We start from the raw sequence: 14,424 nt of genomic DNA on the forward strand, positions 1-14,424 counted from the left end.
GGGTTCCCCCTCTCCTTGGGAGGAGGTTTTCGTCCTCCGGGGGGGGGGGGGAACTGCGCGAGAAGCGGCCACCGGCCGGCACCCGACGACGAGACCTCGATCAGCCCGTCTCCTCGACCAGCGTCAGGACGATCTTGCCCTGGGTGCGCCCGGTCTCGCTGAGTTCGTGGGCCTTGCCCGCCCCCTCCAGCGGCAGCCGGGCCGAGACGTGCGACCGGACCCGGCCGGCGGCCATCAGCGCGGCCACCTTCCCCAGCGTCGCCCCCGACGGCCGCACCGAGACCGGCACGAAGGTCACCCCGCGGGCCTGCGCGTCCCGCGTGGTCACCCCCGGATCGGAGAGCACCACCGACGCGAGCAGCCCCCCGGGCCGCAGCGTCGCCAGGGTCCGCGGCCCGTACGCGCCACCGATGAGGTCCAGGGCCACGTCGACGTCCCGGACCGTGCGGGCGAAGTCCGTCGTCGTGTAGTCCAGCGGCTCGTCGACCCCGAGACCGCGCAGGAACTCGTGCTTGTCGGCGCGGGCGGACCCGATCACGTACGCGCCCTCGGCCTTGGCGATCTGCACCGCGATGTGCCCGACACCGCCCGCCGCCGCGTGGACGAGGACCCGCCGCCCCGGCGCCATGTGCCCGGTGTCGATCAGGGCCTGCCAGGCGGTGAGCGCGGCGGCCGGGACCGCGGCGGCGTGCACATGGTCGACCGTCGCCGGTTTCGGGGCGAGGTGCTCGGTGCGGACGACGACACAGTCCGCGTAGGCCCCGCCGGGGATCATGCCGAAGACCTCGTCGCCGGGCCGTAATCCGGTCACGTCCCCGCCGCACGACTCCACCACCCCCGACAGGTCCCGGCCGAGGGTGAACGGCGGATCCCCGAAGAGCGGTGCCTCGCCGGTGCGGGCCAGCCGGTCCACCGGGTTCACCCCGGCCGCGTGCACCCGGACCAGTACCTCTCCCGCGCCCGGCACGGGCCGCCCCACCTCGACCAGCTCCAGCACTTCGGGTCCGCCGAGCCTCCGCTGAGTGATCACACGCATGGTGGACTCCCTCCCCAGGGGTCCGGCCGGGCCACCGCGGCCCGGCCGGTTCTGGGTCCATCGTGGAGTGCGGCCGCGCCCCGCGCCATGGGCCCTGTCCGGAGCGGGTCCGCCGTGAGGTCCGTCTCAGATAGTAGGAAGTCCGAGTAATTGTGGAGACAGAAGCAGAGACCTGCCCTAGCTTTGTAGGAGCCGAACGACTCGCCCGATCCGGCGAATGGCGGCCGTGAGCCGAGCACTTGGCAGGCAACCCCTGCAGCTCTGGTTCCCCGCCCCTTCCGGCGCCTCGAAATCCCCGTGGGTCAGCGCTTCCCGCGCGACCTCATGCGATCTCAAGGAGTCGATCTCCATGGCCACTGCGACGCCCGCTCGCCGCCGAGTCCGCCACGTCTCTCCCTCCACCGAAGCCGACCGCAGGGCGGCCAAGAGTGCCGCCGCCGCCCTCCAGCGCTCCTTCGACCGCAGGGACAACGGCGGGGAGACCGGTCACTGAGACCGGTCGGGCCCCTCAGGCCCCCCGCTTCACCTCGAAGTGGTCGACGCGCGTGCCGTCATGGGCCAGTGCCGACACTTTCAGGCGCGGGTGCGCGCCGGACTCCGCCTCGACCTTGAGCAGCGAGAATCCGCGATAGCGCACCCGTGACCAGTCCACGGTCTCGTTCCTGGCCTGCCCCGACTTCGTCGCCCAGACGAAGCTGTCGACGGGCCGGTGCGTCCGCTCGTGCCCCTCGTAGCTCTCCTTGGCGCCGGGCCGGAAGCCGTACAGATCGCGGCCGCCGCCGCCCGCGGTGACATAGACGATGCCGTCGCGCACGGGGTCGGCCGTGCCGCCGATCGGGACGGCCCGGCCGACGGCCCCGCCGCGCAGGGCGTCGGTGCGCTCGTAGACGTGGTTGTGCCCGTTGATCACCAGGTCCACCCGGTGGTCGTCGAAGAGGGGCAGCCACTCCTTGCGCACTCCGCCGTCGGAGGCGTGCGACGAGGTCGAGTACGCGCAGTGGTGGAAGAACACGACGACGAAGTCGATGCCGTCGGCCGCCCGGAGTTTCTTCAGCGTGCGCTCCAGCCACGCCGTCTGGCGTCCGCCGCTGTGGCCCAGGTTCGCCGTGATCTCGTAGCTGACGTCGTTGGCGTCCAGCGCGATCACGCCCACATTGCCGTACGTGAAGGTGTACGCGCCCGGTGTCGAGCGGGCGTCGAAGCCGCTGTCCGGCAGGGACCAGCGGGCCAGCTGGCCGCCGTAGCCCTCGGGGGAGTACCAGGCCTCCATGTCGTGGTTGCCGGTCGTCACCATCCAGGGGACAGTCCTGGCCACCTGTTCGTTCTGCTTCAGGAACAGGTCCCAGAACCCGGGGTCGTAGCCGTCCGTCTTCTTGCCGTGCCCGGTGCCGTCCGCGTAGCAGAGGTCGCCGGCGTGCAGATGGAAGGCCGGATCCTGCTTCAGCATCAGATGGTCGCTCGCCGCCGCCGTCTCCCCGACGCCCTGGTCGCCGAAGGCGGTGAAGGTGAAGGAGCCGGGCGCGGTCGCCGGGGCCGTGCGGAAGTGCGCGATCGTCGAGCGGTGCGCGGCGGCGGCCGGGTCGTAGCCGTCGTGGCCGACGCCGTAGTAGTACGTCGTGCCCGGCGTCAGCCGGTCGAGGGCCGCGTGCACATAGAACTGGTCGAGCGCCGGGCGGACCCCGGTGACCCCGGGGGTGTGCAGATCGCGCACCTCCGCCGCGATCTTCCGGCTCAGGTCGTCGGGGCGCAGCCCGATGCGCACGTAGGGAGTGCGGACCGCGCGCGGCACCTGCCAGGAGATCCGCATCTGGGTCCGCGGGTCCGCGCCGAAGGCGAGATGGCGGCCGAACGGCGGCAGCGCCGAGCCGCTCGTCGCGGAGGCGGCGGGCGACGCCTGCGTGCCTGTCGCGGAGCCGTCGCCCGAACAGCCGGTGAGCAGCCCGCCCGCGACCGCGCCGGCCGTCACCAGCGCCCGGCGCCTGCCGAACGCCGCCCGCAGATACTCGTACTGCTCCGGCATGCTCATCCGCCGCGCGAGTCGCGGCGGGATGCCGACGTCGGGGGTCTCCGTGCCGGGGGTCTCCATGCGGGTCAACTTCCCAGCAGGCCCCAACTCCCGCCACACCGGGGGGTGAACAGCAGACGACCGTACGGGAGCCTGTCCGGATGATGGACAGCGAGTGTCATCCCATGGGACTGGGAGTACGGTCTTGGCCATGTCGGCAAGCTCTCGCATCCTCAATCTCGCAGTGATCCCCGGTGACGGTATCGGCCAGGAGGTCGTGGCCCAGGGTCTCAAGGTCCTCTCCGCCGTCCTTCCCCAGGACGTGAAGCTGGAGACCGAGGATTACGACTTCGGCGCCAAGCGCTACCACGCGACGGGTGAGACCCTCACCGACGCCGACCTCGACTCGCTCAAGAAGCACGACGCGATCCTGCTCGGCGCCATCGGCGACCCGTCGGTGCCGTCCGGTGTCCTGGAGCGCGGCTTCCTGCTCAAGCTCCGCTTCGCCTTCGACCACCACGTGAACCTGCGCCCGTCGAAGCTGCTGCCCGGCGTCTCCACCCCGCTCGCCGGTCAGCCCGAGATCGACTTCGTCGTCGTCCGCGAGGGCACCGAAGGCCCGTACACCGGCAACGGTGGCGTGATCCGCAAGGGCACCGAGCACGAGGTCGCCACCGAGGTCTCCGTCAACACCGCGTTCGGTGTGGAGCGTGTGGTGCGCGACGCGTTCGCCCGCGCCCAGGCCCGCCCGCGCAAGAAGCTCACGCTGGTCCACAAGAACAACGTGCTGACCTTCGCCGGACACCTCTGGACGAACATCTTCAACAAGGTGGCCAAGGAGTTCCCCGAGGTCACCACCGACTACATCCACGTCGACGCCGCGACCATCTACCTGGTCACCGACCCGGCCCGGTTCGACGTGATCGTCACCGACAACCTCTTCGGCGACATCATCACCGACCTCGCCGCTGCCGTCTCCGGCGGCATCGGCGTCGCGGCCTCCGGGAACATCAACCCGGGCCGCGAGTTCCCGTCGATGTTCGAGCCCGTCCACGGCTCGGCCCCGGACATCGCCGGACAGGGCAAGGCCGACCCGACCGCCACGGTCCTCTCGGTCGCCCTCCTCCTGCGTCACCTCGGCTACGAGTCGCAGGCCGAGCGCATCGAGACCGCCGTCTCCGCCGACCTCGGCGAGCGCGGCGACACTCCGCGCTCGACCGACGAGATCGGCGACGCGCTCGTCGCCCGAGTAGTAGCCGGCTGACCCGGCGCGCATTCAGCAAGAGAAGCCGCCGGGTCGCCCACCAGCACCCGGCGGCTTCTCCTGTGCGGCCCCAGGTGCCACCATCGACCCCGGGCCGCATCACCCTCCGCACCCGTCCGGAATGTTTCGAGCACAGCCCCGCGCGCGCGATAATCGAACGCGGGGCCGCGATCTACGCGAAAGCTCGGACGTCCTAGTACAAGGAGTGCAGACGTGAGCGCGGTCCGTCACAACCAACGGTGAAGGACACGCAACCATGACGACGCCCACGATCGAGCTCAAGCCCTCTTCGACCCCGCTGTCCGCCGCGGAGCGCGAGGCGATCCTGGAGAGCCCGGGATTCGGCCGGCACTTCACCGACCACATGGTGACGATCCGGTGGACCGAGGGCCGCGGCTGGCACGACGGACAGCTCGTGCCGTACGGCCCGCTCTCCATCGACCCGGCGACGAACGTCCTGCACTACGCGCAGGAGATCTTCGAGGGCCTCAAGGCCTACCGGCAGCCCGACGGCACCGTCGCCACGTTCCGCCCCGACATGAACGCCAAGCGCTTCCAGCACTCGGCCTGGCGCCTGGGCATGCCCGAGCTGCCCGTCGAGACGTTCGTCGAAGCCTGTGACCTGCTCGTCCAGCAGGACAGGGACTGGGTCCCGGCGCACGGCGGCGAGGAGTCCCTGTACCTCCGCCCGTTCATGATCGCGACCGAGGTCGGGCTCGGCGTGAAGCCGGCCTCCGAGTACCTCTTCATCGTCATCGCCTCGCCGGCCGGCGCGTACTTCTCCGGTGGCGTGAAGCCCGTCTCCATCTGGCTCTCCGAGGACCGCGTGCGCGCCGTCCCCGGCGGCGTCGGCGACGCCAAGACCGGCGGCAACTACGCCGCGTCCCTGCTCGCGCAGGCCGAGGCCGCCGCCAAGGGCTGCGACCAGGTCGCCTACCTCGACGCCGTCGAGCACAAGTGGGTCGAGGAACTGGGCGGCATGAACCTGTACTTCGTGTACGGCGACCGGATCGTCACGCCGACCCTGACCGGCTCGCTCCTCGCGGGCGTCACCCGTGACTCGCTCCTCCAGGTCGCCCGCGACCTCGGCTACTCGTCGCAGGAGGATCGCGTCTCCATCGAGCAGTGGCAGGCCGACGCCGCCTCCGGCGAGCTGACCGAGGTCTTCGCCTGCGGCACCGCCGCCGTCATCACCCCCGTCGGCACCGTCAAGCGCGCGGGCGCCGAGTGGCAGCAGTCCGGCGGCGAGGCCGGCGAGGTCACCATGAAGCTGCGCAACGCCCTGCTGGACATCCAGCGCGGCAAGACGGCGGACGAGCACGGCTGGATGCACAAGCTGGGCTGAGCACGCGACGCCGGACGGCCCCCGCACCGCGATCCGCGGTACGGGGGCCGTCCGTCGTTCTCAGGCCTGCTCGGGGCCGAACCCCGCGAACAGGTCGAGCAGCCTCCGCTGCGCGTCGGAGCCGAACATCATCTCCAGGTTGGCCGCCGACTCGGCCGCCGTCTCCGCGCTGCGCGGGAAGAGCTCCTTCTCGTACGCGGTCAGCGCGGCCTCCGGGTCGTCCGGGTGCTCGACGATCGCGCGGGCCAGCTCGGCGCCGTCGAACATGGCGAGGTTGGCGCCCTCGCCGGCGAACGGCGACATCAGGTGCGCCGCGTCGCCGAGCAGCGTGACGCCGGGCACCCGCTCCCAGGAGATGCCGACCGGCAGGGCGTGGATCAGGCGCGGCACCAGGGGTCCGTCGGCGTCCGCGATCAGCGCGCGCAGCCGGTCGTCCCAGCCGTCGAACCGGGCGAGCACCGCGGTGCGCGCCGCCTCGGTGTCCGTGAAGTCGATCGAGCCGAGCCAGTCCTCGGGCGCCTTCACCGCGACGTAGGTGTGCACGCGGTCGTCGCTCTCGCGGTGCGTGAGCAGGGCGCGCTCGTCGCCGAGGGCGAAGGCGCTGCCGCCGCCGTTGAACGCGGCGATCTCCGCGTGCCGCGCGTTGCCCGGCAGCACATCGGCCTCCACGAAGGAGATGCCGGTGTACGCGGGCCGGGCGTCGGTCAGCAGCGGACGGATCCGGGACCAGGCGCCGTCGGCGCCGATCAGCAGGTCCGTGGTGAAGCGGCGGCCGTCGGCGAGGGTGACCAGGTGGCGGCCCGGGACGTCGGCGGGCTCGGCGCCGGTGACCTTCGCGCCCCACCGGATGGTGCCGTCGGGCAGCGAGTCGAGGAGCAGACGGCGCAGCTCGGCACGGTTGACCTCGGGGCGGCCGCCGTCGCCGGTGTCCGGCTCGTGGCTGACCAGAGTGCCGTCGGGGGCGATGACCCGGGTCTCCTCGCCGCCGGACAGGACGATGGCGCGGAACGCGTCGTGGAGTCCGGCCGCGCGCAGCGCCGCCTGCGCCGTCTCCTCGTGCAGGTCGAGCATGCCGCCCTGGGTGCGGGCGTCGGCCGAGGCGTCCAGGTCGAGGACGGTGCAGTCGATGCCGTTCACGTGCAGGACGCGTGCGAGCACGAGGCCGCCGAGTCCCGCGCCGACGACGGCGACAGGGAGGTGCGGGGTGTGCGGGGTGGTGGTCGTGGTGTTCATGGTGGCCTCCCTGGGTGCCGCGGTGTCCGGTCTTGCCCTTCCACGGTAACGAACATGTTCGTAACGAACAAGTTCGTTAAGGGGTGCGGGTGTGTACGTGCGTGTGCGGAGAGGCGGTGCCGCGCAGGTCAGACGGGCGGCTCGGGTGCGGCCTCGATGCCCGCGATCAGGGTCGTGATCCCCCAGTCGAGGCGTCCCGGGGCGCCCGCGACGAGCACGTCGGCGAGCCGGACGATCTCCGGGTGCCGGGCGGGCGATGCCTCGGCGATCGCGGTGAACGTGGCGTCCATCGTGTCCGTGCCGCTGTCGCCCGCGTGCTCGGCGGCCGTCGCTGTCGCGTACTGCAGGAGCAGGTCCACGCCCCAGGCGGCCCGGGCGTCCGGCACCCCGCCCTCGCGCAGCAGTACGAGCACGGCCTCCACCAGGTCCAGGTAGTGCTCGCCCGAGGGGTGCACGGTCAGCGCGGAGCGGGCCAGTGACGGATGGCGGAACAGCATGTCGCGGTACGAGGCGAGCAGCCGGGTCAGCCGCTCGCGCCAGTCGCCCGCGGTGTCCCGGGCGGGCCCGAGGTCGACCTCGTCGAGGAGCGCGTCGAGCACGGCGGCGTGCAGCTCGTCGGTGTTGCGGACGTAGACGTACAGCGAGGCGGGACCGGTGTCGAGTTCGGCCGCGAGGCGCCGCATCGTCACCTTGCCGAGCCCCTCGGCGCGCAGGACGCGCACGGCGGCGGTGACGATGGCGCTCCGGCTCAGGGCGGGCTTGGCGGGCCGCTCGCGGCGGCTGCGCGGGGTGCTGGTCCGGTCGGTGCCGGTCCGGTCGCTGCTGGTCACGGGCCCACGGTAGTCGCCCGCTCCTGCGTCCAGATATTTAGAGCGCCGCTCAATGAGGTCTGCTTCCAGCTTGCGGGGCATGGGTTCCCATGTCTTCGGTCAGCATTTAGAGTGGCATTCAAATCTTGAGGAGGTAGGACGGCGTGCGACTCACCCCCACCGAGCGCGACCGGCTGCTGCTGTTCGGCGCCGCGGAGCTGGCCCGGGCGCGCAGGGCCCGTGGGCTGCGGCTCAATGTGCCCGAGGCGACCGCGCTGATCGCGGACACCGTCTGCGAGGCGGCCCGTGACGGGAAGCGGCTCGCGGAGGCGATCGAGGCGGCGCGGTCCGTGCTCGGGCCCGACGACGTGCTGCCCGGTGTCGCCGACGTCGTCACCGAGGTGCATGTCGAGGCCGTCTTCGACGACGGGTCGCGGCTCGCGATCGTGAGCGGCCCGATCGCGGGGGACGGGCTCGGCGACGATGCTCCGGGCGCGCTGCTGCCGGGCCCCGAGCACGCCGACCCGGAGCCGGAGCTGACGCTGACCGTCACCAACACGGCGTCCGTCCCCGTCTCCGTGACGTCCCACTTCCACTTCTTCGAGGCGAACCCGCGCCTGGACTTCCTCCGGGCGAAGGCCTACGGCATGCGGCTCGCGGTGCCCGCGGGCTCGTCCGTGCGGTTCGGGCCCGGCGAGTCCGCCGACGTGCCCCTCGTGCCGATCGGCGGTGCGCGGATCGCCATCGGCTTCGCCGGTCTCGTGGACGGGCCGCTCGACGCGCCCGGCGCCCGCGAGGAGGCGCTGCGCCGCGCCGCCGCCTGCGGATACCTCGGAGTCGACACAGAGGAGGCCGGCCGATGAGCCGCCCCGGAGGCCACCCCGCCGAAGCCCGCAGGCTGACCCCGTACGAGTACGCGGCCACGCACGGCCCGCGCGCCGGTGACCGGATCCGCCTCGGCGACTCCGGGCTCACGGTCAAGGTCGAGTCGGACTCGCAGGCGTACGGCGACGAGTTCCTGGCCGGATTCGGCAAGACCGCCCGCGACGGACTGCACCTGAAGGCCGCCGCCGTCCGCGAGACCTGCGACGTGGTCATCTCGAACGTCGTGGTGATCGACGCCGCGCTGGGGATCAGGAAGGTCTCCATCGGCATCCGCGAGGGCCGCATCCACGCCATCGGGCGGGCCGGCAACCCGGACACCCTCGACGGCGTCGACGTCGTCGTCGGCACGGGCACGTCCATCGTGTCGGGGGAGGGGCTGATCGCCACCGCCGGAGCCGTCGACACGCACGTCCACCTGCTCTCCCCGCGCATCATGGAGGCCTCCCTCGCCTCCGGCGTCACCACGATCATCGGGCAGGAGTTCGGCCCGGTCTGGGGCGTCGGCGTGAACTCGCCGTGGGCGCTGAAGCACGCCTTCTCCGCGTTCGACGCCTGGCCCGTCAACATCGGCTTCCTGGGCCGTGGCTCGTCCTCGCACGACGCCCCGCTGGTGGAGGCGCTCGCCGAGGGCGGGGCCTGCGGGTTCAAGGTGCACGAGGACATGGGCGCGCACACCCGCGCGCTCGACACCGCGCTGCGCGTCGCCGAGGAGCACGACGTCCAAGTCGCGCTGCACAGCGACGGGTTGAATGAATGCCTGTCGGTCGAGGACACCCTCAGGGTGCTGGAAGGCCGCACCATCCACGCCTTCCACATCGAGGGCTGCGGCGGCGGCCACGTGCCGAACGTGCTGAAGATGGCGGGTGTCCCGAACGTCATCGGGTCCTCCACCAACCCCACGCTGCCCTTCGGCCGGGACGCCGTCGCCGAGCACTACGGCATGATCGTCTCCGTCCACGACCTCAAGCCCGACCTGCCCGGCGACGCCGCGATGGCCCGGGACCGGATCCGCGCCGGGACGATGGGCGCCGAGGACGTGCTGCACGACCTGGGCGCCATCGGCATCACCTCGTCCGACGCGCAGGGCATGGGCCGGGCGGGCGAGACCGTCCGTCGTACGTTCGCCATGGCGGGCAAGATGAAGGGCGAGCTGGGCGACCCCGGCGTCGGCCACGACAACGACCGCGTCCTGCGCTACATGGCGAAGCTGACCATCAACCCCGCCATCGCCCACGGCCTCTCGCACGAGATCGGCTCCATCGAGCCCGGCAAGATGGCCGACATCGTGCTGTGGCGCCCGGAGTTCTTCGGCGCGAAGCCGCAGCTCGTGCTGAAGTCCGGCTTCCCCGCGTACGGCGTCGTCGGCGACCCGAACGCGGCCACCGACACCTGTGAACCCCTCGTCCTCGGACCGCAGTTCGGGGCGCACGGCGCGACCGCCGCCGAGCTGTCGGTGGCCTTCGTCGCGCAGGCCGCCGTCGACGACGGGCACGACACGATGCCCACGCGACGGCGCCGGGTCGCGGTGCGCGGCACCCGGGGCATCGGCCCCGCCGACCTGCGGTTCAACTCCCGTACGGGAGCCGTGGACGTCGACCAGCGCACCGGCCTGGTCACCCTCGACGGCGAACCGATCCGCTCGGAACCGGCCGACTCCGTCCCCCTCAACCGTCTCTACTTCCTCTGAGGTCCCCGCGATGACGTACTTCATGCCGCCCGAGTGGGCACCGCACGAGCGCACCTGGATGGCGTGGCCGGGCCCCAACCCGACCTTCGCCGACGACGCCGAGCTGGCCGGGGCGCGTACCGCGTGGGCGGCCGTCGCCAACGCCGTGCGCGCGTACGAGCCGGTGACGATGGTCGTCGGTCCCGGACAGCACGAGAGTGCCCGCGAACTCCTCGACCCGGCCGTCGAGCTGGTCGAGCGCGACCTGGACGACGCGTGGATGCGCGACATCGGCCCCACGTTCGTGAAGCACGCGGAGTCGGGTGAACTAGCCGCCGTGGACTGGACGTTCAACGGCTGGGGCGCCCAGGACTGGGCCCGCTGGGAGCACGACGCGAAGATCGCCCGGCACATCGCCGACCTCACCGGCGTCCCCGTCCACTCCTCGGTCCTGGTCAACGAGGGCGGCGGCATCCACGTCGACGGCGAGGGCACCGTGCTCCTCACCGAGACCGTCCAGCTCGACCCGGACCGCAACAACGGCTGGACCAAGGAGCGCGTCGAGGCCGAGATCCACGCCCGGCTCGGCACGACGAAGGCGATCTGGCTGCCGCGCGGACTCACCGGCGACTACGGCCAGTTCGGCACCCGCGGCCACGTCGACATCGTCGCCGCCTTCGCCGCGCCGGGCGTCGTCCTCGTCCACGCGCAGCAGGACCCCGCCCACCCCGACTTCGAGGTCAGCCGGCAGATCATCGAGGTGCTGTCCGGGCAGACGGACGCGCAGGGCCGCCCGCTGGAGATCGTCGAGGTCCCGGCCCCGACCGTCCTCACCGACGACGAGGGCTGGGTCGACTACTCGTACATCAACCACTACCTCTGCAACGACGGCGTGGTCCTGTGCGGCTTCGACGACCCGAACGACGAGAAGGCCGCGGCGATCTTCCGCCGCCTCTTCCCGTCCCGTACGGTCACGCTGGTCGACGCCCGTACGATCTTCGCGGCCGGCGGCGGCATCCACTGCATCACCCAGCAGCAGCCCGCGACGTGACCCGCCGCCACACGCCCGCCCCGCCCCGGGAGAACGTGCTCGCGGCGACCATGGCGATGATCGCCGAGAGCGGCCTGGAGAAGCTCACCATGGCCGCGCTCGGGCGCGAGGTCGGCATGAGCAGCGGGCATCTCGCCTACCACTTCGGGTCCAAGGACGAACTGCTGCTGCGCACCCTGGAGTGGAGCGAGGGGAAACTCGGCGCGCAGCGGCGGGAGTTGCTGGTGCGGGGCGGCAGCGCGCGCGAACGGGTCGACGCGTACGTCGATCTGTACGTGCCCGGCGCGCACCGGGACCCGCACTGGTCGCTGTGGCTGGAGGTGTTCAACCGCTCGCAGAACTTCGACGACGACGCCCGCACCCGGCAGGCCGCCATCGAGGGGGCCTGGCACCGCGACCTGGTGGCGCTGCTCGCCGAGGGGATCTCGCGCGGGGAGTTCCGCGCCGGGGTGGACCCGGACCGGTTCGCCACCCGGCTGCGGGCGCTGCTCGACGGGTTCTCGATCCATGTCGTGATCGGCCTGCGCGGTACCGACCGCACCGAAGTCCTCGCCCACGTGGGGGAGTTCCTGGACGACGGGCTCGCGGTCAGCGACTCGGCGTGAACCGGACGGGGACACCGGGCGCCGCCTGCGCCGCCGCGGCCAGGGCCTCCGGCGCCACCACGGCGATCACCGGGTAGCCGCCGGTCGTCGGATGGTCGTGCAGGAACACCACCGGGCGGCCGTCCGGCGGCACCTGCACCGCGCCGAGGACCATGCCCTCGCTGGGCAGTTCCCCCTCGAACTCCCTCTCCAGGGACGGCCCTTCGGTGCGCAGGCCGATGCGGTTGCTGTGCGCCGACACGGTGAACGCGGCCGTCAGGAACGTACGCACTCCCGCCGCCGTGAACCAGTCCGCGCGCGGGCCGAGCCGCACCGGCAGCACCAGTTCGGCGGGCGGGGCCGGCCAGGGCGCCGCCGCGGGAAGCACGGGGACGGTGTGCGCCCGGCCCACCGGGAGCACCGTGCCCTCGGCGAGCGGGGCCGGGCCCAGGCCCGACAGGAGATCGGTGGCGCGGCTGCCCAGAACCGGGTCGACGGCGATGCCGCCGGACACGGCCAGGTAGGAGCGCAGGCCGCTGGTCGGCGGGCCCGCGTCGAGGACGGCCCCGGCGGGCACCCGCACCGGGGCGCCCCACGGCGCCGGGCGGCCGTCGACGGTGACCGGGCAGGGCGCGCCGCCGACCACGACCGTGACCGTCCGGTCGGGGCGCAGCCCGCAGCCGGTCAGGGTGGTCTCCAGAACGGCGGCGTCCTCCGGATTCCCGGCGAGCCGGTTCGCGAGGTGCATCGCGGGGGCGTCCAGGGCGCCGCTGCGGGGGACTCCCAGGTGGGCGTGGCCTGCGCGGCCGGCGTCCTGGACGGTGGTGAGGGCGCCGGGTCGTGTCACTGTGATTTTGGCGGTCATGGCATCTCGCCGTCGTTGCTGTTGCCGGTGGCCGACAGCGGGTTGTTCGTGGCTGGTCGCGCAGTTCCCCGCGCCCCTGACGGGGCGCCTGTTTTAAGCCCCTCCGGCGATTGAGGAGCGGGGTCCGGGGCGGAGCCCCGTGGCAGGGGCTGATAGCGGACCCGCACCCCGGGGGCCAGCAGCGCCGCCCGCTCCCGCGCCGGATCCCACAGCGGAGTCGGATCCGGCATGGTCCCGATGATCTGCCAGCCCCCGGGGGTCGCCCTCGGGTACACCGCCGAGTAAGGCCCCGCGAGAGCCACCGAGCCAACCGGCACCCGCGTACGCGGAGTAGCGCGGCGCGGCACGTGCAACTCCTCGGGCAGCCCGGTGAGATACCCGAAGCCCGGAGCGAACCCGCAGAACGCGACGCGGTACGTGAAAGAGGAGTGCAGCGCCGCCACCTCATCCTCGGCGACACCCCACAGCGCGGCCACGTCGGCCAGGTCAGGGCCGTCGTAGACCACGGGGATCGTGATCACGTCGCCTTCCTGCGGCGGGGCCGACGGCACGTCCCAGGCGGCCAGCTCGCGGGCGAAAGATTCCGGGTCCCGCACTCCGTCGAGCAGTACGGTGCGCGCGCCCGGAACGATCTCGGCGACCGGAGGCAGCGTCCCGGCCGCGCGACGGCGCAGCAGCTCCGCGTGCAGGGCGCCGGTGCGATCGGAGTCCGGCAGCTCGACGAGCAGGGCCTGCCGCCCGACGGGCCGCACGACCAGATCGCCGCTCACGTGAACGCACCCACGGTGACCCCGGCGTCCTCCAGAGCGGCACGCACCCGCGCCGCGATCCGGGCCGCGCCCGGGGTGTCGCCGTGCACGCACAGCGAGCGGGCGGCGACCGCGACCCGGCTGCCGTCCGCCGCCTCGACCCCGCCGTCCACGGCGAAGCCGACCGCGCGGCGCACCACGGCGTCCGCGTCCTCGACCACGGCGCCGGGCTCGCGGCGCGGGACGAGGGTGGCCTCCGGGGTGTAGGCGCGGTCGGCGAAGGCCTCGCGGACCGGGGTGAGGCCCGCCTCCCCGGCGGCGCCGAGCAGCTCCGATCCCGGCAGGCCGAGCACGGGCAGCCCGCCACCGGCCAGCAGCACGCCCTCGACCACCGCGCGGGCCTGGCCGGCGTCGCGCACGGTGCGGTTGTAGAGCGCGCCGTGCGGCTTCACGTACGAGACCGTGGACCCGGCCGCCTCCGCGAAGACCCGCAACGCGCCGATCTGGTACGCCACTTCGGCCGCCAGCTCGTCCGCCGGCACGTCCATGGCGCGGCGCCCGAACCCGGCGAGGTCGCGGTACGACACCTGCGCGCCGATCCGCACCCCGCGCTCGGCGGCGAGGGCGCAGACCCGGCGCATCACGGTGGGGTCGCCCGCGTGGAAGCCGCAGGCGACGTTGGCACTGGTGACGACGGAGAGCAGTGCCTCGTCGTCGGTCAGGGTCCAGCGGCCGAAGCCTTCGCCGAGGTCTGCGTTGAGGTCCATCACGTCCTGGATCACCTGCTCAACGTAAGCGATTGTTGAACGATTCGACAAGAGCCCGAAATGGGCGAAGGGTCGCCGCGATGCCGTCCGGTTATCGGACGCCCCTTGTTCGATCGTTCAACGATCGCCTAGGGTCCGGGCGTCGCCTCCGGAATTCCATCATCC

The 14,424-nt window shown here is 72.6% G+C and carries 14 protein-coding genes; 7 read left to right on the forward strand and 7 right to left on the reverse strand.

What is annotated here, in order from left to right; genetic code table 11:
* Nucleotides 1–100: 100 nt before the first annotated feature.
* Entirely contained in the window at nucleotides 101–1,036 is a 936-nt protein-coding gene (locus ACFVDP_RS29385) for an NADP-dependent oxidoreductase (RefSeq protein ID WP_383496020.1), read from the reverse strand.
* A gap of 349 nt (nucleotides 1,037–1,385) precedes the next feature.
* Here ACFVDP_RS29385 and ACFVDP_RS29390 point away from each other — a divergent pair, with 349 nt between their 5' ends.
* Nucleotides 1,386–1,529 carry a hypothetical protein gene (locus tag ACFVDP_RS29390; protein ID WP_353944889.1) on the forward strand — a complete coding sequence of 48 codons (144 nt, stop codon included), beginning with the start codon at nucleotides 1,386–1,388 and terminating at the stop codon, nucleotides 1,527–1,529.
* A gap of 15 nt (nucleotides 1,530–1,544) precedes the next feature.
* On the opposite strand, the gene ACFVDP_RS29395 is transcribed toward ACFVDP_RS29390, so the two are convergent.
* Nucleotides 1,545–3,122, reverse strand: a complete 1,578-nt coding sequence (locus ACFVDP_RS29395) for a purple acid phosphatase family protein (protein ID WP_383496024.1) — start codon at nucleotides 3,120–3,122, stop codon at nucleotides 1,545–1,547.
* A gap of 130 nt (nucleotides 3,123–3,252) precedes the next feature.
* On the opposite strand from ACFVDP_RS29395, the gene ACFVDP_RS29400 reads away from it, so the two are divergent.
* Complete coding sequence (locus ACFVDP_RS29400; protein WP_383496027.1) at nucleotides 3,253–4,305, forward strand: 3-isopropylmalate dehydrogenase; 1,053 nt, start codon at nucleotides 3,253–3,255, stop codon at nucleotides 4,303–4,305.
* 256 nt (nucleotides 4,306–4,561) lie between these two features.
* Nucleotides 4,562–5,650 (forward strand): branched-chain amino acid aminotransferase, encoded by a 1,089-nt coding sequence (locus ACFVDP_RS29405; protein WP_383496030.1) that lies wholly within the window; start codon nucleotides 4,562–4,564, stop codon nucleotides 5,648–5,650.
* A 60-nt stretch (nucleotides 5,651–5,710) separates the two neighbouring features.
* On the opposite strand, the gene ACFVDP_RS29410 is transcribed toward ACFVDP_RS29405, so the two are convergent.
* Nucleotides 5,711–6,883, reverse strand: coding sequence for an FAD-dependent oxidoreductase (locus ACFVDP_RS29410; RefSeq protein WP_383496033.1), 1,173 nt, complete (start codon nucleotides 6,881–6,883; stop codon nucleotides 5,711–5,713).
* Nucleotides 6,884–7,011: 128 nt separating this feature from the next.
* Complete coding sequence (locus ACFVDP_RS29415) at nucleotides 7,012–7,713, reverse strand: TetR/AcrR family transcriptional regulator (protein WP_383496036.1); 702 nt, start codon at nucleotides 7,711–7,713, stop codon at nucleotides 7,012–7,014.
* A 143-nt stretch (nucleotides 7,714–7,856) separates the two neighbouring features.
* On the opposite strand from ACFVDP_RS29415, the gene ureA reads away from it, so the two are divergent.
* From ureA to ACFVDP_RS29435, 4 genes are read left to right on the forward strand one after another with little or no spacing between them, the layout of a single operon-like run.
* Nucleotides 7,857–8,555: an urease subunit gamma gene (gene ureA, locus ACFVDP_RS29420; RefSeq protein ID WP_383496039.1), complete on the forward strand. Its 699-nt coding sequence runs from the start codon at nucleotides 7,857–7,859 to the stop codon at nucleotides 8,553–8,555.
* Nucleotides 8,552–10,264: an urease subunit alpha gene (locus tag ACFVDP_RS29425; protein WP_383496042.1), complete on the forward strand. Its 1,713-nt coding sequence runs from the start codon at nucleotides 8,552–8,554 to the stop codon at nucleotides 10,262–10,264. The genes ureA and ACFVDP_RS29425 overlap by 4 nt, the downstream gene beginning before the upstream one ends.
* A 10-nt stretch (nucleotides 10,265–10,274) precedes the next feature.
* On the forward strand, nucleotides 10,275–11,294 hold the full coding sequence (locus tag ACFVDP_RS29430) for an agmatine/peptidylarginine deiminase (protein WP_383496045.1): 1,020 nt from the start codon (nucleotides 10,275–10,277) through the stop codon (nucleotides 11,292–11,294).
* Nucleotides 11,295–11,344: 50 nt separating this feature from the next.
* Nucleotides 11,345–11,899: a TetR/AcrR family transcriptional regulator gene (locus ACFVDP_RS29435; protein ID WP_383496213.1), complete on the forward strand. Its 555-nt coding sequence runs from the start codon at nucleotides 11,345–11,347 to the stop codon at nucleotides 11,897–11,899.
* Here the strand turns inward: ACFVDP_RS29435 and ACFVDP_RS29440 are convergent.
* Genes ACFVDP_RS29440 through ACFVDP_RS29450 form a run of 3 tightly spaced genes read right to left on the reverse strand, consistent with a single transcriptional unit; the run spans nucleotide 11,883 to nucleotide 14,262 of the window.
* Entirely contained in the window at nucleotides 11,883–12,743 is an 861-nt protein-coding gene (locus ACFVDP_RS29440; RefSeq protein ID WP_383496049.1) for a biotin-dependent carboxyltransferase family protein, read from the reverse strand. The two genes, ACFVDP_RS29435 and ACFVDP_RS29440, sit on opposite strands and share 17 nt — an antisense overlap.
* The gene (locus ACFVDP_RS29445; RefSeq protein WP_383496051.1) at nucleotides 12,740–13,513 is read right to left on the reverse strand and encodes an allophanate hydrolase subunit 1; all 774 of its coding nucleotides are present in this window, start codon (nucleotides 13,511–13,513) and stop codon (nucleotides 12,740–12,742) included. The genes ACFVDP_RS29440 and ACFVDP_RS29445 overlap by 4 nt, the downstream gene beginning before the upstream one ends.
* Entirely contained in the window at nucleotides 13,510–14,262 is a 753-nt protein-coding gene (locus tag ACFVDP_RS29450) for a LamB/YcsF family protein (RefSeq protein ID WP_383496217.1), read from the reverse strand. The genes ACFVDP_RS29445 and ACFVDP_RS29450 overlap by 4 nt, the downstream gene beginning before the upstream one ends.
* Nucleotides 14,263–14,424: the final 162 nt, after the last annotated feature.

Source organism: Streptomyces sp. NPDC057694, from assembly GCF_042799415.1.
Classification (GTDB): Bacteria; Actinomycetota; Actinomycetes; order Streptomycetales; family Streptomycetaceae; genus Streptomyces.

Coding starts and splice junctions, on each gene's coding strand:
- ACFVDP_RS29385 (WP_383496020.1), bottom strand. CDS start 1,036: ATGCGTGTGATCACTCAGCGGAGGCTCGGCGGACCCGAAGTGCTGGAG.
- ACFVDP_RS29390 (WP_353944889.1), top strand. CDS start 1,386: ATGGCCACTGCGACGCCCGCTCGCCGCCGAGTCCGCCACGTCTCTCCC.
- ACFVDP_RS29395 (WP_383496024.1), bottom strand. CDS start 3,122: ATGGAGACCCCCGGCACGGAGACCCCCGACGTCGGCATCCCGCCGCGA.
- ACFVDP_RS29400 (WP_383496027.1), top strand. CDS start 3,253: ATGTCGGCAAGCTCTCGCATCCTCAATCTCGCAGTGATCCCCGGTGAC.
- ACFVDP_RS29405 (WP_383496030.1), top strand. CDS start 4,562: ATGACGACGCCCACGATCGAGCTCAAGCCCTCTTCGACCCCGCTGTCC.
- ACFVDP_RS29410 (WP_383496033.1), bottom strand. CDS start 6,883: ATGAACACCACGACCACCACCCCGCACACCCCGCACCTCCCTGTCGCC.
- ACFVDP_RS29425 (WP_383496042.1), top strand. CDS start 8,552: ATGAGCCGCCCCGGAGGCCACCCCGCCGAAGCCCGCAGGCTGACCCCG.
- ACFVDP_RS29430 (WP_383496045.1), top strand. CDS start 10,275: ATGACGTACTTCATGCCGCCCGAGTGGGCACCGCACGAGCGCACCTGG.
- ACFVDP_RS29435 (WP_383496213.1), top strand. CDS start 11,345: ATGGCGATGATCGCCGAGAGCGGCCTGGAGAAGCTCACCATGGCCGCG.
- ACFVDP_RS29440 (WP_383496049.1), bottom strand. CDS start 12,743: ATGACCGCCAAAATCACAGTGACACGACCCGGCGCCCTCACCACCGTC.